This is a genomic window from Nocardia veterana NBRC 100344 (assembly GCF_000308855.1).
In the GTDB taxonomy this organism is placed as follows: Bacteria; Actinomycetota; Actinomycetes; order Mycobacteriales; family Mycobacteriaceae; genus Nocardia; species Nocardia veterana.
This window is the reverse complement of sequence record NZ_BAGM01000102.1, coordinates 20,851-46,501: the sequence shown is the minus strand read 5'-3', so window position 1 is coordinate 46,501 and position 25,651 is coordinate 20,851. Positions and strand designations below refer to the sequence as shown.

The following is a 25,651-nucleotide window of genomic DNA, read 5'->3' as shown; positions in this document are numbered from 1 at the left end:
TTCCGGTGGGCCCGGCCGGCTGCGGTGCGCTGCGCCGTCAGTTGCTGCCGACCGTCCACGGGTCGTTGGAGTTCAGTGCGGTCAGCAGCAATCGGATGGCGGCCACCCGGCGCTCCTTGCCGGGCAGTTCGTCCAGGGCGCATTCCGGGTCGGCGGGCGGGCCGAGGTGGGTGCAGCCGCGCGGGCAGTCCTCGATGGCCTCGGACAGGTCGGGGAAGGCGGCGATCACGTCGTCGGGGGAGATGTGGGCGAGACCGAAGGAGCGAATGCCCGGAGTGTCGATCACCCAACCGCCGCCCGGGAGCGGGAGCGCCACCGACTGGGTGGAGGTGTGGCGGCCCTTGCCGACGCCGGAGACCGTGCCGACGGCTCGATCCGCCTCGGGGACAAGGCGATTCACCAGGGTCGATTTGCCGACGCCGGAATGGCCGAGCAGGCAGGTCAGGGAATCGCGGAGCAGGTCGCGGATCGGTTCCAGCGGATCGTCGCGGCCGCCGTAGACGATGGTCAGGTCCAGATCGGCGAACTCCGCGGCGAATTCGGAATCTGCGGCCAGGTCGTGTTTGGTCAGGCACAGAATCGGTTGCAGCCCACCGGCATACGCGGCCACCATGGCGCGCTCGACGAATCCGGTGCGCGGCGGCGGGTCGGCCAGCGCCACCACGATGAACAGTTGTTCGGCGTTCGAGACCACGATGCGTTCGAACGGGTCGGTGTCGTCGGCGGTGCGGCGGAGGACGGTTCGTCGCTCGGCGACCCGCACGATGCGGGCGAGGGTGTCGGGCTTGCCGGACAGGTCGCCCACCACATCGACCCGATCACCGACGACGATCGGAGTGCGACCCAGTTCCCGGGCCCGCATCGCCACCACCGGCCGGTCGGGATCGCCGTCCAGCACACAACCCCAGCGTCCGCGATCGACCGAAACGACCATGGCCGACACCGCATCTCGATGTTCGGGGCGGGTCTTGGTGCGCGGACGCGAGCCCTTGCCCGGGCGCACCCGGACATCGGACTCGTCGTACTCGCGCCGCCTCAGTGGGCCGCTCCTTCACCCGACAACGCGCCGGCGCCCGCCAGCATCGACTCCCACAGGCCGACGAATTCCGGCAGCGTCTTGGCCGTGGTGCCGATGTCCTCGATACTCACTCCGGGCACGCGCAGACCGAGAATCGCACCGGCGGTGGCCATTCGATGATCGGCGTAGGAATGCCACTGCCCGCCGCGCAGCGGCGCGGGCTCGATGTGCAGCCCGTCCTCGGTTTCGGTGACGTTGCCGCCGAGGCGGTTGATCTCGGTGGTCAGCGCGGCCAGGCGATCGGTCTCGTGGCCACGCAGGTGGGCGATGCCGCGCAGTCGCGACGGTGAATCCGCCAGTGCCGCCAGCGCGGCGACGGTCGGGGTCAGCTCGCCGACATCGTGCAGATCGATGTCGATACCGGCCAGGCGCTGCGGCCCGCGCACGGTGAGCTTGCCGTCGAAGCGGCGTGCCTCCGCGCCCATCCGGACCAGGATCTCGCGGATCACGTCACCGGCCTGGGTGGTCAGCTGTGGCCAATGCGGGATGGTGACCTCGCCACCGGTCACCGCGGCGGCGGCGAGGAACGGCGTGGCATTGGACAGATCCGGTTCGACCTCCCAGTCGACGGCGTGGATCGGCCCCGGCTCGACGGTCCAGAGCTGTTCCTTGCGCGGATCCGCCGGCGCCTGTACCCGCACCCCGGCCTGCTGCAGCATCTGCACCGTCATCTCGATGTGCGGCATGGACGGTAGCGGGGCGCCCGCGTGGTGGACGGTGATGCCCTCCTCGAAATGCGCCGCCGACAGCAGCAGACCGGAGACGAACTGCGAGGAACCGGACGCGTCGATGGTGACCCGGCCGCCGCGCAGCGAACCGGTGCCGTGCACGACGAACGGCAGGGTGTCACCGTCGATGTCCACGCCCAGGCTGCGCAGCGCGTCGAGGATCGTGTTCAACGGCCGCAGCCGGGCCTGTTCGTCGCCGAAGAAGGCCACGTCACCGTGCGCGAGAGCGGCGACCGGCGGCAGGAACCGCATGACGGTGCCGGCCAACCCGCAGTCGACGGTGGCGTTGTGCAGCTGGTCGGCGGGGGTGACGGCGAGGGTGTCCCCGTCGCCGGTGATCTCGGTGCCCATCGCGCGCAGCGCCGCGATCATCAGCTCGGTGTCCCGGCTGCGCAGGGCACCGGTGATCGTCGAGGGGCGGTCGGCGAGTGCGGCGAGAATCAGTGCCCGGTTGGTGATCGATTTCGACCCGGGCAGGGTGACGGTCGCGTGCACGGCATGGTCGATGTGGGGCGCGGGCCAGAAACTCACCGGACCATCTTCGCGCATGAGAGCCGAACCCGTGTGCAGGGAGCGCGGTTTTGTGATTTCCGACGTATGGCCGTTTATCAGCCGAATTCGGACATTTGCGGCCTCGGTCGGTTTCCGCAGGTCCAGAGGACGGGCCGGAGAACGCGGCCGGGCCCGCACCGTGCGGTGCGGGCCCGGATCCGAGAGACGGCATTTACTTGTTGCGCCCGTGCAGCAGCGGAACCACCTTGCGCAGCAGCTTCATGGTGCCCTCCGTGCGCTTGTAGCTCAGCAGTGCCATGCCCGGAATCGCGAAGCGCTGCACCGCGATCGAGTGCGGGCTGGAGAATTCCAGCAGGCCCTGGGCGCCGTGGATGCGGCCGATACCGGAATCGCCGACCCCGCCGAACGGCAGCGCGGCGATGGCCGCGAAACCCAGCACCGAGTTCACGGAGGTGGCCCCCGCCCGCAGCCGGCGCGCGATCTCCAGGCCGTGTTTACGGGAGTAGACCGCCGAACCCAGTCCGTACTTGGACCGGTTCGCCAGCTCGATTGCCTCGTCCACGTTCTCGACCGTGCGGATGGTGACCGTCGGGCCGAAGGTCTCCTCGCAGACGGCCTCGGAATTCTCGTCGACGTCGACCAGGACGACCGGCTCGATATAGGGCGCGTGCACCGATTCCGGCCCGCCCAGGACGGCGGTGCCGCCGCTGGCGAGCGCCGATTCGATGTGGCGGCGCACGATGTCCACCTGCGAGGGCATGGTCATCGGACCGTAGGAGGCCTTGTCGTCGGAGCCCGCGCGCACATCGGCCAGGATCTTTTTGACCTCGGCGACGAACGGTTCCCGGATCGACTTGTCGACGTAGACGCGTTCGACGCCGGCGCAGGTCTGGCCGCTGTTCATGGTGGCGCCGTAGGCGACGGCATCGGCGGCGGCGGCGATATCGGCGTCGGCGGCGACGATGACCGCATCCTTACCGCCGCATTCCAGCAGCACTGGGGTCAGGGATTCGGCCGCGGCGGCCATGATCTTCTTCCCGGTCGCGGTGGAGCCGGTGAAGGCAATCTTGTCCACCCCGGCCCGCACGAGTGCGGCGCCGGTCGCGCCGTAGCCGTTGATCGTGACGAAGACGCCGTCGGGCAGGTCGGGGTTGGCGTCGACGAAGGCCTGTCCGACGAAATTGCCGATGCTGGTGGAATATTCACTCGGCTTGAACACCACCGTATTACCCGCGGCGAGGGCATAGGCCAGCGAGCCGTTCGGCGTGTAGACGGGGTAGTTCCACGGCCCGATCACCCCGACCACGCCGAGCGGGCGCTGCTCGATCGAGGCCGAGAAGTTCGACATCAGCGCGCCGGGGGAGACCTTCTTCGGTTTGAGGACCTTCTCGGCGTTCTTCGCCGCCCAGGCGATGTGCTCGAGTGCCAGCATCAGTTCCAGATAGGCGTCGTCGCGCGGTTTGCCGTTCTCGGCGTGGATCAGATCGCAGAATTCGTCGGCGCGCGCGACCAGGCGGCTGGACCAGCGCAGCAGTGCCCGCTTGCGGTCGGCGAAGCCGAGTCCACCCCAGACGGCCGCGGCCGCGCGGGCCTTGTCGACGGCCGCGCGCACCGCCTCGTCGTCGGCGATGGGATGGGTGGCGATGACCTCGCCGGTCGCCGGATCGACCGACGAGAACTCGGTAGGCGGTGCGGTGTCGGATGCTGTCGCCGATGCTGCGGCGGCGGTGGACTCGGTGGTGGACATGATTCGGCGACCCCTAATGAGAGAGTTACGGCAAGAAGTTCTCACACCCGAGATGTGATGTCAACCGCCTTCAGTTGGAATTGCTCGTCGCGCGGATAGGTCCGAGTTTACGGAGACTGTCGGTAGCGGATGGCAGCATGGAGATATGTGCGGCAGATATGCGACCACCGCGAATCCGGCCAGGTTGGCGGTCGAACTCGACGCCCTCGACGAGACCGGTGACGGGTCCGCGAACGCCGCGTCGGCCGCGGCCGGCGCATCGGCCACCGAGGTGCCCGCGGCGCGCGACGGCGCGAACTACAACGTCGCGCCCACCAATCAGGTGCTGACCGTGGTCCGCCGGCACGATCACGACCATCCCGACGACGATCCGGCGTTGCGGATCCGGCGGATGCGCTGGGGGCTGATCCCGGTGTGGACGAAGGCGGCGGAACCCGGCGTACCCGCGAAGGGAAAGCCGCTGTTCAACGCGCGCGCCGATCGTGCCGCCACTGCGCCCTCGTTCCGGGATGCGGTGAAGAAGCGGCGCTGTCTGGTGCCGATGGACGGCTGGTACGAATGGTTGACCGAACCGCATCCGACCGGATCGGGAAAGGCCGTCAAACAGCCGTACTACATGTCCGACGCCGACGGTAACCGCCTGTATATGGCCGGCTTGTGGTCGGTTTGGCGCGATCCGGCGCAGCGGGATATGCGCCCCCTGCTGTCGTGCACGATCCTGACCACCGACGCGGTGGGCGATCTGACCCGCATTCACGATCGGATGCCGCTGATGATGCCGCGCGAGCACTGGGACGCCTGGCTCGATCCCGATCATCCGGCGCCGCACGAACTCCTGGAAACGCCTGCGCCGCAGGTGGTTTCGTCGATCGTGGCGCGGCCGGTCTCGCCGCTGGTGAATTCGGTGCGCAACAACGGGCCGCAGTTGCTGGACCCGGTGCCGGGTGCCGACAGCGAAGAGGCCGGGCAGATCAGCTTGATCTGAACCCGGCCTCGGAGTGCTCGGCGGCTATTCACATTTCACGGTCGGCGCCACGATGTTGAGCCCGCACTTCAAGATGTTCGCGCCCATTTCGATCAGCTTGGTGACGGTGTTGCCGCCCAGCTTCTCGGCCTTCTCCGCGCGCTGGTCGCGCTGCGGCGCACCCGGGTGCTCGGTATCCCCGCCCAGGGGATAGTTCGGGTTGTGGACGGGCATCACCACGGCGGGCGCCGCGTTCGCGGGCGCTGCGACCAGGAGTCCGGGGCTCAGCGCGAGTAGTGCGGTACCGACGCCGGTGGCGATCAGGGTGCGCAGACGTGGACGGTGGGTCATTTCGCATCACATCCTCGGTTCGAAACGAATCGGGGGTCGAACGAACTGCTCGACAAGTAACGCACAGATACCGGTGTGATTGGAGTGATTTATGTGAATGAGGGGCGATCCCGGCGTGCCCGGCCGCGATGGGTCGGCGGTGATCAGCGCTCGGCGGGCGTCGAGGCTTCCTGGGTCGGAGGCTCCGGACGCGGATCCGGGGCGGTGAGGATGGCCGGCCGCGCGGATTCGTAATCGTCGACGAACCGGTGCAGCAGGGTCGCGAACTGCTCGCGATCGGCCTGGTTCCAGTCGGTCAGAATTCGGGCGATCATGTCGTTGCGGCGCGCTCGCAGCTGGGTCGCCATCTCGCGACCGTCCTCCGTGACGATGAGTACGCTCGCGCGGCCGTCGTTGGGGTCGGCCTCGCGGCGGACCAGGCCGCGTTTGACCAGCCCGGCGACCTGGCGACTGATGGTGGAGGCGTCGGAGTACAGGGCCTCCGCCAGGGCTCCGGAACGCATGGGGCCGTCGGCGAGCAGATGGAAGATGATGCGGTAGGCCGACAGGTCGATCTCACCGTGCGAGGCCGCGGCGACCTGTGCGTTCGTCCGCTCCCGAATCCGTCCGAGCCGAATCAGTTGCTGGCCGATAAGATCGGTGACCTGCTCGCCGTCCATATCGGACCTCCTGGTTCCGTCGCGGGCCCGACCGCGCAGTACGCGGCAAACTACTTGCATCCAACAACTACTTGTATACACCAAGCAGTTGTGGACAACAAATATTTCCGATCACGGTGGTCCGATCGGGTCGCCGTCAGGCGACGATCGGCGCGGTGGTCGCGCCGGTGAGGGCGATCAGATCGTCGGGTGCGAGTTCGATCTCCAGTCCGCGCTTACCGGCGCTGCACAGAATGCGGTCCCAGCCACGCGCCGATTCGTCGATCACGGTCGGCAGCGCGCGCTTCTGTCCCAGCGGGGAGACCCCGCCCAGGACGTACCCGGTGATGCGCTGGGCCTTGGCCTTGTCGGCCATGGCCGCCTTCGGTGCCCCGAGGGCAGCGGCGGCGGCTTTGAGCGACAGTGAATGCGGGACCGGCAGGACGGCTACCGCGGGCGTACCGGTCGACAGCTCGATGATCAGTGTCTTGAAGATCTGGGCGGCCACCACCCCGAGGCGCTCCGACAGCGCAGCGACCGCCTCGTCGCCGTAGGAATCGCTGCGCGGGTCGTGTGGATAGGAGTGCACCACGTGCGGCACCTTCGCCTGCGTCAGCGCCCGGATCGCCGGTGTCGATGCGGCCATGCCGCACACCCTAACGACGCTCGTCCCGGCCCGGCAATCGGTTTTCCGCCGGTCGCGCCCGGATCGGGAACACAGCGGTCGTTCGTCCTGTTGCACTGTTCCGCCAGCACAGCACGGCGGCAATCGCAGCCGTTCGACAATCAGAAGTCCGGAGGAGGCACCGGTGACCGTTCTCGTCGACGAACGTCCGGTAGCGACCGTCGAGTCGTGGTACCCGCTGATCGACACCGTCAGCGCGAACACCGGGTTCGGTCGTGACGTCTCGCGCGCGGTAGATTCAACTGCTACGGCGACCGAAGGGATTTCCGTGACGAGCGACGACGAATTGGCGGCCGATCGCCCCCAGGGTGATACCGCGGGCGGTTCGCGACCGGAGGATATCGAGATCCCCGACGACCCCGTGGAGGACGACTTCGCCTCGGCCGACGACGAGGGCGCCGGCACCGTGCGCAGCACGGCCGACGAGGCCGAACTCGCCCGGCGCTTCGAACGCGACGCACTGCCGCTGCTGGATCAGCTCTACGGTGCGGCCCTGCGGATGACCCGCAATCCGGCCGACGCCGAGGATCTGGTGCAGGAGACCTTCGCCAAGGCCTATCAGGGCTTCCGGTCCTTCCGGGAGGGCACGAACCTGCGGGCCTGGCTGTATCGGATCCTGACCAACACCTACATCAACTCCTATCGCAAGAAGCAACGCCAGCCCGCGCAGTACCCCACCGACGAGATCACCGACTGGCAGCTCGCCGCGACGGCCGAGCACACCTCCACCGGTCTGCGGTCGGCGGAGATGGAAGCGCTGGAGGCGTTGCCCGACGACGACATCAAGGCGGCACTGCAGTCGCTGCCGGAGGAATTCCGGATGGCGGTGTACTACGCCGACGTGGAGGGCTTCCCCTACAAGGAGATCGCCGACATCATGGGGACTCCGATCGGCACCGTCATGTCCCGGCTGCACCGCGGGCGCAAACAGCTCAAGGGGCTGTTGGCCGATGTCGCGCACGAGCGGGGGTTCGACCGGAACCGAACGGGCAACGGGGCGCGTCAGGAGGTAACCCAGTGAGTACCAGTGGGCACGAGCAGGACGAACGGTCCGCCGGGGACGAGATGGAACTGGACTGTTCGGCGGTTCTCACCGATGTCTGGCTGATGCTCGACGGTGAGTGCGACGAGGCCACGCGGGCGCGATTGCAGCACCACATGGACCACTGCTCACCGTGTATCGAGCAGTACGGGCTGGAGGAGAAGCTCAAGCGGTTGCTGAGTCGCAAATGCGGCGGGGATCGTGCCCCGGAATCGCTGCGGGAGCGGCTCACGCTCGATATCCGCCGCTCGATCACGGTCACCGAAACCCGGGTCGAACGCGAATCCTGAACAGCGCGGTCCGCACCCGGCCACCGCGGCCGGTCGGTTGCCTGCGCTTCGAACGACGAATGCGGCACGCCATCGCAGGATGGCGTGCCGCATTCGTCGTCTTATCGGCTGTGCTCCGGGTCCGTCACGCGGACCCCGAGCGCACGGCGCGACGGCTCAGGAGTTCGGCCGCTTGCCGTGGTTGGCCGCGCTCTTACGGCGGCTGCGCTTCTTACGCCCACGCTTACCCATCGGTATCTCCCTTCTGACCACACCAGGCTGGGGTGAACCCGCCAGTGGTGCGAGTTCCTGGGAGAAAAGGTTACATGCGCCCGGCTCGTGCCCGGCAATCGGCTGGTGGGTGACGTTCCACCTGAACTTGGATCGAGCTCCAGGTGACGGACCGGTGTGTCGCGATCGTCACCCGGGCCGGCTATTCCCTGTGCTGGCGATAGTAATTGTGAACATTTGCGCAATAATGGTATGGCCCCGGTTTATGCGAAGTGCGTATCCGGATTGTGGCGCACCGGAGAAGTCGTCGTGAAGAATTCCGTCAACGGTTGCGGGAATTCGATTCGACTGGCAGGCTAACCCTCAGCGCAATCTGGACACTCGTCCTGCGACTGTTGTTTGGCGATGAGAGATTTTGGGTGAGCGATGATTTCGTCCTTTCAACAGGGGGAACAGGGGTACGTTCTGTGCGTGGCGGTCGACGCGCCGGCGCCGTGGCTGTCCGTCTACTCGACGTATGGGTGAAAAGTAACGCCAATCGGGCGAATCGGTGACGTGCGGGCAAACTTCCATATACCGAATTGCCCGGCATATCTTTTCTGATCTTGCGCGCATTCCGTTCATTCGCGTAATGGCCCTGTTCAGGTCGAATACGACCGAACCGGATTCACCGATAATCCTGTCTTTGCCGTGGTCGTGAACATATGCCGACCACTCGTTCAACCCGCACCGCATCTGGGTGCCGGGTCTGTTTGTCAACCCCGAAAACTGGATGTGAGACGTGGACACAAGCGCCGGTGGTTCGTCCGACCGCATGATGGAGTACCTGAAGAAGGTCACGGTCGAGCTCATGACGACCCGCGACGACCTGACGCGGTTGCGGGAGAAGCAGGACGAGCCGATCGCGATCGTCGGGATGAGCTGCCGGTATCCCGGTGGGGTCGAGTCGCCGGAGCAGCTGTGGGAACTGGTCGCCTCCGGGACCGACGCCGTCGGTGACTTCCCGCGTGACCGTGGGTGGGATCTCGACAATCTCTACGATCCCGACCCGGACCGATTCGGGAAGGTCTATACCCGGGCCGGCGGGTTCCTGCACGGCGCGGGTGATTTCGATGCGGGGTTCTTCGGGATCGGGCCGCGGGAGGCGGCGGCGATGGATCCGCAGCAGCGGTTGTTGTTGGAGGCGTCGTGGGAGGCGTTGGAGTCGGCGGGGATAGATCCGACGTCGTTGCGCGGCACCGACACCGGCGTTTTCGCGGGTGTCATGTACGAGGACTACGAACACACCGCCCGGGCGGCGGGCCCGATCGCCGAGGGCTATGCGGGAGTCGGGTCCACCGGCAGTGTCGTGTCGGGCCGGGTCGCCTACTCGCTGGGGCTGGAGGGTCCCGCGATTTCCGTGGATACGGCCTGTTCGTCGTCGCTGGTGGCCATCCATCTGGCCTGTCAGGCCTTGCGCCGCGGGGAGACGTCGCTGGTCTTGGCCGGCGGCGTCACCGTGATGTCGACGCCCTTCCTGTTCGTGGAGTTCTCCCGCCAGCGCGGGCTCTCGCCCGACGGCCGGTGCAAATCCTTCTCGGGCTCCGCGGATGGGGTGGGGTGGGCCGAGGGTGTGGGTGTGTTGGTGTTGGAGCGGTTGTCGGATGCGCGGCGGTTGGGTCATGAGGTGTTGGCGGTGGTGCGGGGGAGTGCTGTCAATCAGGATGGTGCGTCGAATGGTTTGACGGCGCCGAATGGTCCGTCGCAGGAGCGGGTGATTGCGGCGGCGTTGGCGAGTGCGGGGTTGGCGCCGGGGGATGTGGATGCGGTCGAAGCCCACGGCACCGGGACCACACTGGGGGATCCGATCGAGGCCCAGGCGCTGATCGCCGCGTATGGGCACAACCGGGCGCAGCCCCTGCTGCTGGGTTCGTTGAAGTCGAATATCGGCCATGCGCAGGCGGCGGCCGGTGTGGCCGGTGTGATCAAGATGGTGGAGGCGCTGCGGCACGAGACGCTGCCGCGGACGCTGCACGTGGACGCGCCGTCGCCGCATGTGGATTGGTCGGCCGGCGCGGTCCGCTTGCTGACGCAGGAGCAGCACTGGCCGGCGAGCGAGCGGGTGCGCCGGGCAGGTGTGTCCTCCTTCGGGATCAGCGGGACCAACGCCCACCTGATCCTGGAGGAGGCGCCGCAACCCGCCCCGCGGGCCGCCGAGGATTCGGAGCCCGCCACCGGGGTGGCGGTCGCGCCGCTGCTCATCTCGGCGAAGACCGATGATGCGCTGCGCGCCCAGGCGGCGCGACTGCGGCGCTGGCTGGCCGACCACCCGGAGGTGGATCTGTGGCGGGTGGCGGCGACGCTCACCGAACACCGGGCCCAGCTCGGCCACCGCGGCGCGGTCGTCGGCCGGGACCACAACGAACTGCTGGCCGGACTGGACGAACTGGCATCCGGTCGGTCGGCGCCGGGTACCGCGGTGGGGCGAGCGGGTACCGGGAAGACGGCATTCCTGTTCACCGGACAGGGGGCGCAACGGGTGCGGATGGGCGCCGAACTCGCCGCGGCCTTCCCGGTTTTCGACGCGGCCCTGTCCGAGGTGTGCGCCGAGCTGGACCGGCATCTCGACGGTCACCTCCGTGACGTCCTGAACGGCACGGATGGACACCTGGACCGCACGGAATGGACCCAACCGGCGTTGTTCGCCTTCGAGGTGGCCCTGTTCCGGCTCCTGGAATCCTTCGGGGTGCGCGCCGATGTGCTGGTCGGCCATTCGATCGGTGAGCTGGTCGCGGCGTACGTCGCCGGGGTGTGGTCGTTGGCGGATGCCTGTGCGCTGGTGGCCGCGCGCGGCCGGCTGATGGGTGCGCTGCCGGCGGGCGGCGCCATGCTCGCGGCGGCGATCGGGGAGCGACGCGCCCTCGAGCTCCTCGCCGCGGCCGATGACCGGATTTCGATCGCGGCGGTGAACGGTCCGGCCGCGGTCGTCTTCTCCGGTGACACGGCGGCGATCGACACGATCGCGCAGCGGCTGTCCGACGAGGGTGTCAAGACCTCGCGGCTGCGGGTCAGCCATGCGTTCCACTCGGCGCACATGGATCCCATGCTGGACGAATTCCGCGCTGTCGCACGGCGTCTCACCTACCACGCACCGACGGTTCCGATCGTCTCCGATGTCCTGGGCACCGAGGCCGGTGCCGAACTCACCGATCCCGAGTACTGGGTGCGGCAGGTGCGTGAGGGCGTGCGCTTCGCACCGGGGATCGAGACGTTGGCCGGCAGTGGGGTGCGGACCTTCGTCGAGGTCGGCCCCGATGCCGTCCTCGCGGCGATGACCCGGCAGTGCCTGGCCGAATCACCCGAGCCCGAAGCGGAACACGTGGTGGTGGCCACCGCCCGGCGCAGCGGCGACGAGGTCGGCCGATACCTGTCCGCGCTGACGCAGCTCCATGTGGCGGGTGTGAACGTCGACTGGCGACCGCTGTACCGCGGCCGTGATTGCGACCGAGTCGCGTTGCCCACCTACGCCTTTCAGCGGCAACGGTATTGGCTGGAACCGCTGGCCCGGGAAGGGGCCGGTGGATCGGATCATCCGATCCTGACCGGGGTGGTGTCGCCCGCGGGCCGCGACGAACGGCTGTTCACCGGCCGGGTGTCGGTGCAGGCCCAACCGTGGCTCAACGATCACGCCGTCTTCGGGTCGGTTCTGCTGCCCGGGGCCGCCTTCGTGGACCTGGCGTTGACCGCCGGCGAGCGGATCGGCGCCGGTTTCATCGAAGAATTGCTCCTGCAGTCGCCCCTGCCGATCACCGAGGAGCCGATCGAGCTCCAGCTCGTGGCCGACCCAGCCGACGACGACGGTCGCCGTCGATTCGCGATCTATTCGCGACCACTCACGGCGGATACCGCACCGGCCGAGTGGGTTTCGCACGCGCACGGGGTCCTCGCCCCGGTGCCGGACGCCGGGCCGGATGCGGATTTCGACGGCCCGTGGCCGCCGGCCGAGGCGGAGCCCGTGTCGGTCGACGAACTCTACGACCGGCTCGCCGAGCTGGGGCTGGCCTACGGTCCCGTATTCCAGCGCGTCGGCGCCGCCTGGCGTGACGGCGGCGCGGTGTCGGCCGAGTTGTCGGAGTTGCCGGACACCGGCGAAACCGGAGCCGTCTCAGCCGGTTTCGGAATTCACCCCGCCCTGCTCGACGCCGCGTTCCACGCGGGAATCACCGAGCTCGCGGCGGATATACCGGCGGGCCGGGTGCCGCTGCCGTTCTCCTTCACCGGTATCCGTCTGCATCGACCCGGGGCGCGTGCTGCCCGGGTCCGGCTCGAACGGCTCGGTGCGGGACGGATCCGGGTGGCCATCGCCGACGAATCGGGCGCCCCGGTGCTGGATCTCGAATCGCTGACGATCCGGCCGATGGCGGCCGGGGCACTGGACACCGGTGCGCTGCGGCGCGCGACGCTGTCCGAGCTCGAGTGGGTCGCACTGGGTGCGCCGGCCGACCACGGCATCGACGTGAGCGAGGTCGCGGCCCTCGGCGGTGCCCGCATCACGGGTGTCGACACCGCCGGTGAGCTGGACGAGTTGCTCGACGGCCGGAAGCCGCCGCGGCTCGTCGTCTGGTCGCCTGCGGGCGAGCCGGACGGTGACATTCCGGCTCGCACCGAGGCGTGGGTCCGGTCCGCGCTCCGGTTGCTGCGGGCGTGGCAGTCCGAGACCCGGTGGAGCGATACGCGTTTGGTGGTCGCCACCCGCGGCGCGGTCGGCGTCGGCGCCGAAGTGCCCGACCTCCCGGCAGCAGCCGTCCAGGGTCTGGTCAGGAGCGCGCAGGCCGAAGCTCCGGGGCGAATCATTCTGCTGGACGACGAAATCGACGGTCCAGCGGAGTTGGCGTTCGCCACCGTGGCCGCGGCCGCGGCCACGGATGAACCGCAACTGGTTTCGCGGGGTGGCGCGCTGCTGGTGCCCCGATTGCGTAAAACCGGCGTTGCCACGGGCGATCCGGCGGTTTTCGGCGCCGGCGCGGTGCTGATCACCGGTGGCACCGGTGGCCTGGGCGCGGAGGTGGCCCGTCATCTCGTGGCCGCGCACGGTGTGCGCCGCCTGGTGCTGGTGTCGCGGCGCGGTGAACGTGCCGCGGGCTGCTCGGAATTGGTCGCGGAGCTGACCGCGGCCGGTGCGTGGGTGCGAGTGGAGGCGTGCGATGTCGGGGACCGGCACGCCCTGACGTCGATGCTGGCCGGCCTACCGGCGGACTTCACGCCGGAGGCGGTGATCCACTCGGCGGGTGTCCTCGATGACGGAACCATCGAAACCCTGTCCGACGAACAGGTTTCGCGGGTGCTGTCCGCGAAGGCGGACGCCGCGTGGTATCTGCACGAGGCGACGCGAGGCGCGAATCTGTCCGCCTTCGTGCTGTTCTCCTCGATCGCGGGCGTGGCGGCGACCGCGGGGCAGGGCAACTACGCCGCCGCGAATGCCTTCCTCGACGCGCTGGCGGTGCGCCGCCGCGCCGAAGGGCTGCCGGCGGTGTCGATCGCTTGGGGCTCGTGGCATCAGGGCGGCGGGATGACCAGCGGTTTGGATGCCGCCGCGATGGCGCGCCTGAACCGGCTGGGGATTCGTCCGCTGGCGACGGCCGACGGTCTGGCCTTGTTCGACCGCGCGCTCGCCGCGCCGGCGGCGGCCGTGGTCGCCACCGAATTCGACCACGAAGCCCTTGCCGTACAAGCCCGCGAGGGCACCCTGCCGAGCCTGCTGCGATCGCTGGTGTCGGTGCCCGTGCGCCGGTCTCAGGGCGCGGACGCGACGCTGGCGCGGCGATTGGCCCAGGCACCCGAGACCGAGCATGCGGCGATCGTGCTCGACCTCGTGCGGGAACAGGTGGCCGGTGTGCTCGGGCACGTCTCGGGCGAGGCCGTCGATCCCACCGCACCGTTCAGCGATCTGGGCTTCGATTCCCTTGCGGGCGTGGAATTCCGGAACCGGCTCAGCCGCGCCACAGGCGTGCAGTTGCCCTCGACTCTGGTCTTCGATCACCCCACCGCGGCGGCGGTCGCGGCACTGGTGCGCGAGCGGGTGGCCGGCGCCGCGCAGCGTCCGGTCCGCGCCGCCCGGCGCGTCCGCACCGATGAGCCGATCGCGATCGTCGGGATGAGCTGCCGGTATCCCGGTGGCGTCGGTTCGCCGCAGGAGTTGTGGCAGCTGGTGGCCGCGGGCACCGATGCCATCGGGGAGTTTCCGCGTGATCGCGGCTGGGACCTGGATGCGCTGTTCCATCCGGACCCCTCGCATTCGGGCACGTCCTACCTGGACCGTGGTGGATTCCTGTCCGGCGTCGGTGATTTCGATGCGGGGTTCTTCGGGATCGGGCCGCGGGAGGCGGCGGCGATGGATCCGCAGCAGCGGTTGTTGTTGGAGGCGTCGTGGGAGGCGTTGGAGTCGGCGGGGATCGATCCGACGTCGTTGCGGGGCAGCGACACCGCCGTGTTCACCGGCGTCTCTTATCAGGACTACGAGGAGATCGCCAAGGCCGCGGGCGCGGCCGCCGAGGGATATGTCGGCACCGGGTCGACCAGCAGCGTGCTGTCGGGTCGGGTGGCCTACACCCTCGGGCTGGAAGGCCCGGCGGTCACCGTCGATACGGCCTGTTCGTCGTCGCTGGTGGCCATTCATCTGGCCTGCCAGGCGCTGCGTCAGGGCGAGACGTCGCTGGTGCTGGCCGGTGGCGCCCAGGTGATGTCGACGCCGTTCATGTTCGTGGAGTTCTCCCGCCAGCGCGGGCTGTCCCGGGACGGACGATGCAAGGCGTTCTCGGGCTCCGCGGATGGGGTGGGGTGGGCCGAGGGTGTGGGTGTGTTGGTGTTGGAGCGGTTGTCGGATGCGCGGCGGTTGGGTCATGAGGTGTTGGCGGTGGTGCGGGGGAGTGCTGTCAATCAGGATGGTGCGTCGAATGGTTTGACGGCGCCGAATGGTCCGTCGCAGGAGCGGGTGATTGCGGCGGCGTTGGCGAGTGCGGGGTTGGCGCCGGGGGATGTGGATGCGGTCGAAGCTCACGGCACGGGCACTCCGCTCGGTGATCCGATCGAGGCGCAGGCGCTGATCGCCACCTACGGGCAGGACCGCGCCGACGCGCTGTGGGTCGGTTCGTTGAAGTCGAATATCGGCCATGCACAGGCGGCGGCCGGCGTGGGTGGCGTGATCAAGATGGTGGAGGCGCTGCGGCACGAGACGCTGCCGCGGACGCTGCACGTGGATGCGCCGTCGCCGCATGTGGATTGGTCGGCCGGCGCGGTGCGGCTGCTCACCGAGGACCGCCCGTGGCCGGCATCGCCGGAACGGGTGCGGCGGGCGGGTGTGTCCGCCTTCGGAATCAGCGGCACCAACGCGCACGTCATCCTGGAAGAGGCTCCGGCCCGGCCCGGGCGCGCCGCCTCCGGGGAGACCGTTGGAGCACCCGTCGCGGACGGTCTGCTTCCGGTGCTGCTGTCGGCCAAAACCGAAGCGGGACTGCGTGCTCAGGCCGCGCGGCTGCACGACTGGCTGGCCGAACGACCGGATCTGGAGCCGGTGGATGTCGCCTATTCGCTGCTCACCACCCGCACCCGATTCGAGCGGCGGGCCGTGGTGGTGGCGGCCGACCGGGAGACGATGCTGGCCGGTCTGGCCGATATCGCGTCCGGGAAGTCCGGCCCGACAACCGTCGAAGGCGGTGTGGTTTCGGGTCGGGTGGGGTTGTTGTTTTCGGGTCAGGGTGCGCAGTGGGTGGGGATGGGTGCTGGGTTGTATGAGGCGTTTCCGGTGTTTGCGGAGGCGTTGGATGAGGTGTGTGGGGTTTTCGATGGGTTGTTGGGTTTGCCGGTGGGGGTGGGGTTGCGGGATGTGATGTTCGGTGTGGTGGGTGGGGGTTTGTTGGATCGGACGGAGGTGACGCAGCCGGCGTTGTTTGCGTTCGAGGTGGCGTTGGTGCGGTTGTTGGAGTCGTTCGGTGTGGTGGGGGATGTGTTGGTGGGTCATTCGGTGGGGGAGTTGGTGGCGGCGTGTGTGGCGGGGGTGTGGTCGTTGGTGGATGGGTGTGGTGTGGTGGCGGTTCGGGGTCGGTTGATGGGTGGGTTGCCGTCGGGTGGTGCGATGGTGGCGGTGGGTGTGTCGGAGGCCGACGCCGACCGACTCCTCACCGAGTACCGCGGCCGGGTAGCCCTCGCGGCCGTGAACGGCCCTGCGGCCGTGGTGCTTTCCGGTGTCGAGGAGGCGATCGCCGAGCTGGAGACCAGGCTGCGCGCGGACGGGGTGAAAACCTCGCGACTGCGGGTCAGCCATGCCTTCCACTCGCCGCTGATGGACCCGATCCTGCCGGAATTCGAGGCATTCGCGGCCGGGCTGACCTACGGCAGCACCCTGCTGCCGGTAATTTCGAACGTCTTCGCCGTCCCGGGCGGTGACGCGTTCTCCGATTCCCTGTACTGGGCGGGACATATCCGGGACACGGTGCGTTACGCGCCCAGCGTGCAGACGCTGGTGGACATGGGCGTCCGGCGCTTCGTCGAGGTGGGACCCGACGCGGTGCTGACCGCGATGACCCGGCAGTGCCTGCCCCCCGAGATCGAGTCGCGATCGATGATCGCGGCGGCGTCGCGCCGCGATGCCGACGAGGTCCGCCGTCTGGTCACCCTGCTCGCCGAGGCGGAGGTCGCCGGGATCGAGGTGAACTGGGAGCCGCTGTTCGCCGGCCGGGCGCCGACTCGAATCCCGTTGCCCACCTATGCCTTCCAGCGTCGCCGCTACTGGCTGACCGCGAACCGGGCGCCGATGGGCGGGCTCGACCATCCGGTGCTCCGGGCCGCCGTGCCGGTGGCGGGCACCGACGAATGGCTGTTCACCGGCAGCGTGTCGGCCGACCGGCACAGCTGGGTCGCCGACCATCCGGTGTTCGGGACTCCGGTGGTGCCGGCCACCGCGCATCTTGAGCTGGCCTCGGCGATCGGTGCCCGGCTCGGCCTGCCGGTGGTGGACCGGGCATCGTTCGACATCCCGCTGGTGCTGGGCGAGAGCGAGGTCGAGCTGCAGGTCGCGGTCGCGGCCGCCGATGCCGAGCGCGGGCGGGAGTTCACGATCTATTCGCGGCCGGCGGGCCGCGACACCGGCGCGGACTGGGTGGCGCACGCGACCGGAACGCTGTCCGCCGCTCCCGGCGACTCGGCCGAGGTCGGCTGGGATCGGCTGTGGCCGCCGGAGGACGCCGAACCGCTCGACGTGACCACGGTGTACCGGCGGGTGGCCGGCCTGGGCATGGCCTACGGGCCGTCCTTCCGCGGTATGCGTGCGCTGTGGCGGCGCGGCGACGAGGTGTTCGCCGAGGTGTCGTTGGATGCGGACGCCTCGGCGCAGGCGAGCGGTTTCGGGATTCATCCGGCGCTGTTCGACGCCTGCCTGCATCCGGCGCTCGATTTCGTCATGGACGAGCTGCCCGCCGGCCGGGTTCCGCTGCCGGTGTCGTTCCACGAACTGCGCCTGACGCGGGCCGGGTCGGGATCGGTGCGGGCGCGGGCGATCATGCTGGGCGACAACCGGATCCGGCTCGATGTGGTCGACGAGTCCGGTGCGCCGGTGCTGAGCGCCGCCACGATCGAGGTTCATCCGGTCGAGCGGCGAACGGTGGAACGGGTGCGCGCGGGGGTGGCGACCGTGCCGCTGCACCACGTGGAGTGGATCCGGGCGGCCGGCGGCGCGGCGGCGGGCGAACCGACGCCGTGCGTCGTGCTGGGCGACGGCACCGTGCGTGGAATCGATCGGCGGATAACGGAACCGGCCGAGATCACCGCGGGCGACACCGCGGTCTGGGTGGCCGGCGACGCTGTCGGGCCGGCGGACGCCGACGATCCGGAAGCTGTCGCCGAGCACGGCCGGCATACCGTGGCCGCCGCCCTCGACCTCCTGCGTTCATGGCTGACCGCACCCGAGACCGCGGATGCGCGGCTGGTGGTGGCGACCCGCAACGGCTGGGGGCCGGGGGAGAGCTGCGATCCCGTCGCGGCGGCGGTGGCGGGTCTGGTCCGCAGCGCCCAGGCCGAACATCCGGGCCGGATCGTGCTGCTCGACAGCGACGAGGAGTGCGACGCCGCAACGGTTTTCCGCGCGATCGCCACGGCGGAACCGCAGCTGGCGCTGCGGGCGGGTGGGTTGTTCGCGGCTCGGGTCCGCCGGACGACCGCTCCGGCGCGCACCGGCGACCCGGCCGTGCCCTGGCAGGCGGGAACGGTGCTCGTCACCGGCGGTACCGCCGGACTCGGCGCACTGGTCGCCCGGCATCTGGCCGCCGAATACGGGGTGCGCCGGTTGCTGCTGGTATCCCGGCGTGGACGGGCCGGTGCCGGGGTGGCCGAGCTGGTCGCGCAGCTGTCCGCCCTGGGCGCCGACGCCGAGGTGGCGGCGTGCGATGTGAGCGATGCGGCGGCGGTCGCCGAACTCGTCGCCGCCCTTCCGGCGGACCGGCCGCTGTCGGCGATCGTGCACGCGGCGGGCGTGGCCGAGGACGGCACCGTGGAAACCCTGTCGGCCGAGCAACTGGATCGGGTGCTGCGGCCGAAGGTCGACGGCACCTGGGCGCTGCATCGGGCGAGCGCCGCGAACGGCGCCGCGTTGATCGTCTTCTCGTCGGTGGCCGGTCTGGCCGGGGCGCCCGGCCAGAGCAACTACGCCGCGGCCAACGCCTTCGCCGACGCCGTCGTGCGGATGCGGCGTGGGCAGGGCCTGCCCGGCGTCTCGGTGGCGTGGGGGCCGTGGCAGGCCAGCCACGGCATGACGGGCGAACTCGGTGCGGCTGGCCTGGACCGGTTGCGCCGCTTGGGTTTCCGGGCGCTGGACGAGCGGATCGGCCTGTCGCTGTTCGACGCGGCGGTGCGGGCCGACGCCGAACTCGTCGTCGCCGCCGATTTCGACACCACCGGTTTGGCCGAACAGGCCGAGGCGGGCGCGTTGCCGAAGGTACTGAGTTCGCTGATCGCGACGACCGCGACCGCCGCGACCCCGGCGGGCACCGCGACCGGCCGGCTCGCCGCGGCCACACCGCAAGAGCAGCCGGAGGTCGCGCTGGCCCTCGTCCGCGAGGCCGCCGCCGCGGTTCTCGGGCATTCGTCGCCGACCGCTGTCGATCCCGAAACCGCTTTCACCGAGCTGGGTTTCGACTCGCTCGCCGGGGTCGAGTTCCGCAACCGCCTGGCCAAGGCCACCGGGATGACGCTGCCCGCGACGCTGGTGTTCGACCACCCGACGGCGAGCGCGGTGGCGGCCTATCTGCTGTCTCGCCTCGCGGATGCGCCGCGCCCCGCCGTCGCCGCGCGGGCCCCGCGCCGGGCCCGCGTCGACGAACCGATCGCGGTGGTCGGGATGAGCTGCCGCTATCCGGGTGGGGTGAGCTCGCCGGAGCAGCTGTGGGACCTGGTGGCGGCCGGGACGGACGCCATCGCGCCGTTCCCCACCGACCGCGGCTGGGATCTCGACCGGTTGATCGATCCGGACCCCGACAAACCCGGTACCACCTATGTGCGGGAAGGCGGATTCCTGGCCGACGCCGGAGCTTTCGATCCCGGATTCTTCGGGATCAGCCCGCGCGAAGCGGTGGCGATGGACCCGCAGCAGCGCCTGATGCTCGAATCCTGCTGGGAGGCATTGGAGAGCGCGGGCATAGATCCGACCTCGCTGCGAGGCAGCGGAACCGGGATCTTCGTCGGCGCTACGCCGTCCGGCTACGCGGAACGGGTGACCGGCCGCTACGAGGGTTTCCGGATGACCGGTAACTCCGACAGTGTGACCTCGGGCCGCGTCGCCTATGTGCTGGGCCTGCAGGGGCCCGCGATGACCGTGGACACCGCCTGCTCGTCGTCGTTGGTCGCCCTGCACCTGGCCTGTCAGGCCCTGCGCAACGGCGAGACCGATCTGGCGCTGACCGGTGGTGTGTCGGTCTCCGGCAGTCCGGAACTGTACGTGGACTTCGCCCGCCAGCGGGGGCTGGCGGCGGATGGGCGCTGCAAATCGTTCTCCGCCGACGCCGACGGGGTCGGCTGGTCGGAAGGAGTGGGAGTCCTCGTCCTGGAACGGCTTTCGGACGCCCGTCGGCGTGGGCACGAGGTCCTGGCGGTCCTGCGCGGCAGCGCGGTGAACTCCGACGGCGCCTCGAACGGGCTCACCGCACCCAACGGTCCCTCGCAGGAGCGGGTGATCAACGCGGCCCTGGCCGCCGCCGGACTGGAACCCGCCGATATCGACGCGGTCGAAGCGCACGGCACCGGCACGCCGCTGGGTGATCCGATCGAGGCGCAGGCGCTGATCGCCACCTACGGCCAGGGCCGCACCGAGCCGGTGCGGATCGGCTCGCTGAAGTCGAATATCGGACATTCGGTGGCGGCGTCCGGGGTCGGTGGGGTGATCAAGATGGTGCAGGCGCTGCGGCACCAGGTGCTGCCCGCGACCCTGCATGTGGGCACGCCGTCGCCGCACGTCGATTGGTCGGCGGGAGCGGTGGAACTGCTGACCGAGGCGCGGCCCTGGCCGGCCGGCGCCCGGGTACGACGGGCCGGCGTGTCCTCCTTCGGGATCAGCGGCACCAACGCCCACGTGATCGTGGAAGAGGCGCCGGCGGTCGAGAAGCCGGTTCGCACAACGGAACCGGCTCCCGCCCTCGCCTGGGTGCTGTCGGCGAAATCCGAGGCGGGCCTGCGTGCGCAGGCGCGGCGGCTACGCGACTGGGTGGCCGACCGGCCCGATGCCGATCCGGCGGATATCGCCCGGTCTCTGGTCGAGACCCGTGCGCATCTGGAGCATCGCGCCGCTGTCGTCGGCCGCGATCGGCACGAACTGCTGACCGCCCTGGGCGACCTGGCCGAGGGCCGCACGACGCCGAATGCGTTGAGCGGCGGTGTGGTTTCGGGTCGGGTGGGGTTGTTGTTTTCGGGTCAGGGTGCGCAGTGGGTGGGGATGGGTGCTGGGTTGTATGAGGCGTTTCCGGTGTTTGCGGAGGCGTTGGATGAGGTGTGTGGGGTTTTCGATGGGTTGTTGGGTTTGCCGGTGGGGGTGGGGTTGCGGGATGTGATGTTCGGTGTGGTGGGTGGGGGTTTGTTGGATCGGACGGAGGTGACGCAGCCGGCGTTGTTTGCGTTCGAGGTGGCGTTGGTGCGGTTGTTGGAGTCGTTCGGTGTGGTGGGGGATGTGTTGGTGGGTCATTCGGTGGGGGAGTTGGTGGCGGCGTGTGTGGCGGGGGTGTGGTCGTTGGTGGATGGGTGTGGTGTGGTGGCGGTTCGGGGTCGGTTGATGGGTGGGTTGCCGTCGGGTGGTGCGATGGTGGCGGTGGGTGTGTCGGAGGCCGACGCCGAGCGACTCCTCACCGAATTCGGTACCCGCTTGACGATCGCGGCGGTCAACGCCCCCGATTCGGTCGTCCTTTCCGGGGACGCCGACGCGGTCGACGAGGTACAGCGCATGCTGTCCGAGCGTGGCCACAAGACATCGCGACTGTCGGTGAGCCACGCCTTCCACTCGGCCCGGCTGGATCCGGTGCTGGACGAATTCCGTTCGGCCGCGAGCCGAGTCGAGTATCGGGAGCCACTGCTGCCGATCGTGTCCAACCTGGACGGTGCGATCGGTGCGCGATTCACCGATCCCGACTATTGGGTTGCGCAGATGCGCGGAACCGTGCGGTTCGCCGACGCGATAGCGACGATGCGCGACAGCGGCGTCGGACGATTCATCGAGATCGGACCGGATGCGGTGCTGACGGCGCTGACTCGCCGCTGCCTCGACGACGACCCCGATCCGAACCGGGTGACTGTCGCCACCGGCCGTCGCAGCGGTTCGGCCCCCGTACACCTCGTCGCGGCATTGGCGCAGGCCCATATCGCGGGGATCGCGGTGGACTGGAACGGACTGCCCGGGTATCGGTCGGCTAGGCGAATTCCCCTGCCCACCTACGCCTTCCAGCACGAGAGCTACTGGCTTCCCGTCGCGCCCCGCACCGCCGGACCGCAGCACTCCGGTCTGGACGAGGTCGACCATCCGCTGCTGAGCGCGTCGGTCCGGCTGCCCGGATCCGATGCCGTGATCGGGACCGGCAGCCTGTCCCTGCGCAGCCATCCCTGGTTGGGCGACCACATGATCGGCGGCGCGGTGGTGCTGCCCGGCACCGCCTTCACCGACCTGGCTCTGCACCTCGGGGCACTGGCCGGTACCCCGCGACTCGGCGAGTTGATCGTCACCACACCCCTGGTGATCCCCGGCGACGCCGCGGTGGACCTGCGGGTCGTCGCCGAGGGACCGGATGCCGCCGGAACGCGGGCCCTCGCGGTGTATTCGCGCCGCGGCGGCGACCCGGACGCCGAGTGGAGCAGGCACGCGACCGGGACACTGACAGCCGGAGGCGCCACGGCGCCGGTGGCCACCGTGGCGGCCTGGCCACCGGCGGACACGAGGCCCGTCGACATCGACGCGATGTACGCCGAGTTGTCCGCGCACGGATACGGTCACGGCCCGCTGTTCCGCGGGCTCACCGCGGTGTGGACCGGTGCCGACGCCGTCTTCGCCGAGGTGAATCTGCCGGAGAACGACCATGTTTCGGCCGACCGCTTCGGCATTCATCCGGCGCTGCTGGACGCGGCGCTGCACGCGATCCGGTTCGTCGACACCGGTCGCGACCCGGGCGCCGACGAGATCTTCGTTCCCTACTCGTGGGAGAACGTCGAGCTGCACGCGGTGGGCGCCGATGCGGTCCGGGTCCGGGTCGAGCCCGCCGCGGCGGACGCCGGGGCCGACAGTCGACGAGTCACCGTGCAACTCACCGATATTCACGATCAGCCCGTGGTGACGATCGGTGCGCTGACGATGCGTCCGATCCCGATCGACACGCTGCGCGACACTCGGGCCGGCCGCCCCGGCTATCGGATCGACTGGGTTCGGCTCGCCTCGCCGCCGGACGCCGATTCCGTGATGTGGTCGACGGCCGGCGCCGTGGAAACGGTGGCCGTCGCCGGGGAAAAGGTTGCGGTGCTCGGCCCCGTGGCCGCGCCGGAGACCGAGCGGCCGCCGGCCGCGGTGCTCGACCGCCTCACCCGATTGGCGGCCGAGCTTCCCGACCTGCTGTCCCGCTACGACCGGGTCGTCGTCGTCACGGAATGCGCGGCGGCCGTCGAATCCGGACCGCCGGTGGACCTCGTCGCGGCCGCCACGGCGGGCCTGGTGCGGAGCGCGGCGCACGAATACCCGGGCCGCGTCACGGTGGTCGATGTGGCCCGCGGCCAGGATCACCACCCGGCCGTCGCGGCGTCGCTGGCCGTTGCGGGCGAACCCCAGCTGGCCTGGCGCGACGGCGCCGTGCACGTCCCGCGCGTGGTTCCCGCGCCCGCGCGGACCGCAACCGCCGCGGCGCGACCGGACCCTGCGGGGACGGTCCTGATCACCGGCGGCACCGGCGGACTGGGCGCGCTCATCGCCCGGCATCTGGTGGTGGCCTACGGGATTCGCCGGCTGCTGCTGATCGGTCGCCGCGGTGCGGACGCACCCGGCGTCCGGGAGTTGGTGGCCGACCTGTCGGCACTCGGGGCGCAGGTCGAGGTCGTCGCGTGTGACGTCGGCGACCGGCAGGCGCTGGACGCGGTGCTGGCGACCATCCCGCCCGAGCATCCGCTGACCGGTGTCGTCCATGCCGCGGGTGTGCTGGACGACGGATTGCTGGCGGGCATGACCCCGCAGCGCCTGGCGACAGTGTTGCGCCCCAAGGTGGATGCGGCGTGGCACCTGCACGAGGCGACCGCGGCGATGCCGCTGTCGATGTTCGTCCTCTATTCCTCGTTCGCGGGAACGGTGGGCAGTCCCGGACAGGCGAATTACGCCGCGGCGAATGCGTTCCTGGACGCGCTCGCCGAGCGGCGCCGGCACGACGGCCTGCCCGCCACCGCACTGGCCTGGGGGACGTGGAGCGCCGACACCGGGATGACCAGCACCCTGACCGCCGCGGAGCTGGCGCGCCTGCGCCGCGAGGGGATGGTGCCCCTCGACGCGGATCATGCGATGCCGCTGTTCGACACCGCGATCGCCGGGGATGCGCCCACCACCCTGGCGGTGCGATTCGATACCGCCGCGCTGGCGGCGCGCGCCCGGGCGGGCACGCTTCCCGCGGTACTGAGCGCCCTGGTTCCGGCCGGCCCACGCCGTGCGGCCACCCGCACCCTGGCACAGCAACTGTCGGTGGCGGCGGAAGCGGAACGCGCGGATCTCGTGCTCGCGGCGGTGCGCGACCACGTCGCCGCCAGCCTCGGGCACGGCTCCGGTGATCGCATCGATCCGCACGCGCCGTTCACCGAACTGGGATTCGACTCCCTGGCCGGCGTGGAGTTCCGCAACCGGCTCGCCCGGGCCACCGGGCTCACCCTCCCGTCCACGCTGGTCTTCGACTACCCGACGGCGGCCGAATTGGCCGCCTACTTGGGAACCCGCGTCGCGGAAATGATTGCCGCCGAATCGGATTCCGGTCCGAATTCCCCGCCGAGTCCGGCGCCGGTGGCCGACGTCGTGGCGGAAGTCCGCCCGGCGGCGCCGACCGCGACGGGAGTTCGCGGCGGGCTGACCGAGTTGGTCCTCGCGGCCCACCGGCGGGGCCGGGTCGAGGACGCGATACCGATGCTGCTCGCGAGCGCGGGCCTGGTGGAAACCTTCGAGACGGTCGCCGACGCCCCGCTCGCGTCCCCGATACCGTTGCGCCGCGGCACCGGCGGGCCCGCGCTGGTATGCGTCCCGTCCTTCGTCGTGGGCACCGGACCGCACCAATTCGCCGGGCTGGCACGGGAACTCGGCACGGACGGCCCGATCACCGCACTGCGGCTGCCGGGCACCGTACCCGGCGAGGCGCTGCCGGCGACCTGGGATGTGCTGATCGACCAGCTGGCCGCGGCCGCCGGCGCCGCCGGTGACGAGGTCGTGCTCGTCGGCTATTCGGCGGGCGGCGCGATCGCGCACGCGGTGGCGCATCGGCTCGAGCGGACCGGGGCGACGCCCGCGGCGGTCGTCCTGCTCGACACCTACTGCCCGGACGAGTTCGAGGCGAATCGGCGCGTTCTGATCAGCGCCGTCGAATCGGTGATCGACCTGGCCGACGGTGTCACCGAGATCGGCGATCACGGCCTGGTCGCGATGGCGAAGTACGCCGAACTGTTCGACCAGCGCGGCCGGGCGCCGATCACCGCGCCGACTCTCGATCTGCGGGCCACCCGGCGGTTGCCCGGCGTGGATCTCGCCGAGCCGGTACCGGCCTGGCTGCACACCGGCGCCACGGTCGAGATCGACGCCGATCACTTCTCGATCATCGGCACCGCATCGGCCCGCGCCGCCGCCGAGATCCGGCAGTGGCTGGCCGAGCTGTGACGGCGGACCGGCGGGACGGCAG

At 70.0% G+C, this 25,651-nt stretch carries 11 protein-coding genes; 4 read left to right on the top strand and 7 right to left on the bottom strand.

Features of this window, described 5'->3' with window-relative positions:
* Positions 1-37: 37 nt before the first annotated feature.
* The 3 genes from rsgA to ON37_RS19705 form a co-directional block, all read right to left on the bottom strand.
* Positions 38-1,039, bottom strand: a complete 1,002-nt coding sequence (rsgA, locus tag ON37_RS19715) for a ribosome small subunit-dependent GTPase A (RefSeq protein WP_040721295.1) — start codon at positions 1,037-1,039, stop codon at positions 38-40.
* Positions 1,036-2,355, bottom strand: a complete 1,320-nt coding sequence (aroA, locus tag ON37_RS19710; RefSeq protein WP_040721293.1) for a 3-phosphoshikimate 1-carboxyvinyltransferase — start codon at positions 2,353-2,355, stop codon at positions 1,036-1,038. Before aroA ends, rsgA begins: the two co-directional genes overlap by 4 nt.
* Before the next feature lie 175 nt (positions 2,356-2,530).
* On the bottom strand, positions 2,531-4,066 hold the full coding sequence (locus tag ON37_RS19705) for an aldehyde dehydrogenase family protein (RefSeq protein ID WP_040721291.1): 1,536 nt from the start codon (positions 4,064-4,066) through the stop codon (positions 2,531-2,533).
* 145 nt (positions 4,067-4,211) lie between these two features.
* Between ON37_RS19705 and ON37_RS19700 the strand changes: the two genes are divergently transcribed.
* Complete coding sequence (locus ON37_RS19700; RefSeq protein WP_040721289.1) at positions 4,212-5,051, top strand: SOS response-associated peptidase; 840 nt, start codon at positions 4,212-4,214, stop codon at positions 5,049-5,051.
* Between the two features lie 24 nt (positions 5,052-5,075).
* On the opposite strand, the gene ON37_RS19695 is transcribed toward ON37_RS19700, so the two are convergent.
* From ON37_RS19695 to ybaK, 3 genes are all read right to left on the bottom strand, one after another.
* The gene (locus tag ON37_RS19695) at positions 5,076-5,381 is read right to left on the bottom strand and encodes a hypothetical protein (protein WP_040721286.1); all 306 of its coding nucleotides are present in this window, start codon (positions 5,379-5,381) and stop codon (positions 5,076-5,078) included.
* 143 nt (positions 5,382-5,524) lie between these two features.
* Positions 5,525-6,040 carry a MarR family winged helix-turn-helix transcriptional regulator gene (locus ON37_RS19690; protein ID WP_040721285.1) on the bottom strand — a complete coding sequence of 172 codons (516 nt, stop codon included), beginning with the start codon at positions 6,038-6,040 and terminating at the stop codon, positions 5,525-5,527.
* 136 nt (positions 6,041-6,176) lie between these two features.
* Positions 6,177-6,665: a Cys-tRNA(Pro) deacylase gene (ybaK, locus tag ON37_RS19685; RefSeq protein ID WP_040721283.1), complete on the bottom strand. Its 489-nt coding sequence runs from the start codon at positions 6,663-6,665 to the stop codon at positions 6,177-6,179.
* A 445-nt stretch (positions 6,666-7,110) separates the two neighbouring features.
* Here ybaK and ON37_RS19680 point away from each other — a divergent pair, with 445 nt between their 5' ends.
* Both ON37_RS19680 and rsrA read left to right on the top strand, forming a co-directional pair.
* Entirely contained in the window at positions 7,111-7,725 is a 615-nt protein-coding gene (locus ON37_RS19680; RefSeq protein ID WP_036504644.1) for a sigma-70 family RNA polymerase sigma factor, read from the top strand.
* Between the two features lie 44 nt (positions 7,726-7,769).
* Entirely contained in the window at positions 7,770-8,036 is a 267-nt protein-coding gene (gene rsrA / locus ON37_RS19675; protein ID WP_040721323.1) for a mycothiol system anti-sigma-R factor, read from the top strand.
* A gap of 156 nt (positions 8,037-8,192) precedes the next feature.
* On the opposite strand, the gene ON37_RS34740 is transcribed toward rsrA, so the two are convergent.
* The gene (locus ON37_RS34740; RefSeq protein ID WP_373282057.1) at positions 8,193-8,267 is read right to left on the bottom strand and encodes a 50S ribosomal protein bL37; all 75 of its coding nucleotides are present in this window, start codon (positions 8,265-8,267) and stop codon (positions 8,193-8,195) included.
* A gap of 793 nt (positions 8,268-9,060) precedes the next feature.
* Here ON37_RS34740 and ON37_RS33755 point away from each other — a divergent pair.
* The gene (locus tag ON37_RS33755; protein WP_051031806.1) at positions 9,061-25,629 is read left to right on the top strand and encodes an SDR family NAD(P)-dependent oxidoreductase; all 16,569 of its coding nucleotides are present in this window, start codon (positions 9,061-9,063) and stop codon (positions 25,627-25,629) included.
* Positions 25,630-25,651: the final 22 nt, after the last annotated feature.

Bases quoted from the DNA above. Each gene is read 5' to 3' on its own strand.
- aroA (WP_040721293.1), bottom strand. From the start codon at position 2,355: ATGCGCGAAGATGGTCCGGTGAGTTTCTGGCCCGCGCCCCACATCGAC.
- ON37_RS19690 (WP_040721285.1), bottom strand. From the start codon at position 6,040: ATGGACGGCGAGCAGGTCACCGATCTTATCGGCCAGCAACTGATTCGG.
- ON37_RS33755 (WP_051031806.1), top strand. From the start codon at position 9,061: ATGATGGAGTACCTGAAGAAGGTCACGGTCGAGCTCATGACGACCCGC.
- ON37_RS19705 (WP_040721291.1), bottom strand. From the start codon at position 4,066: ATGTCCACCACCGAGTCCACCGCCGCCGCAGCATCGGCGACAGCATCC.
- ybaK (WP_040721283.1), bottom strand. From the start codon at position 6,665: ATGGCCGCATCGACACCGGCGATCCGGGCGCTGACGCAGGCGAAGGTG.
- rsrA (WP_040721323.1), top strand. From the start codon at position 7,770: ATGGAACTGGACTGTTCGGCGGTTCTCACCGATGTCTGGCTGATGCTC.
- ON37_RS19700 (WP_040721289.1), top strand. From the start codon at position 4,212: ATGTGCGGCAGATATGCGACCACCGCGAATCCGGCCAGGTTGGCGGTC.
- ON37_RS19695 (WP_040721286.1), bottom strand. From the start codon at position 5,381: ATGACCCACCGTCCACGTCTGCGCACCCTGATCGCCACCGGCGTCGGT.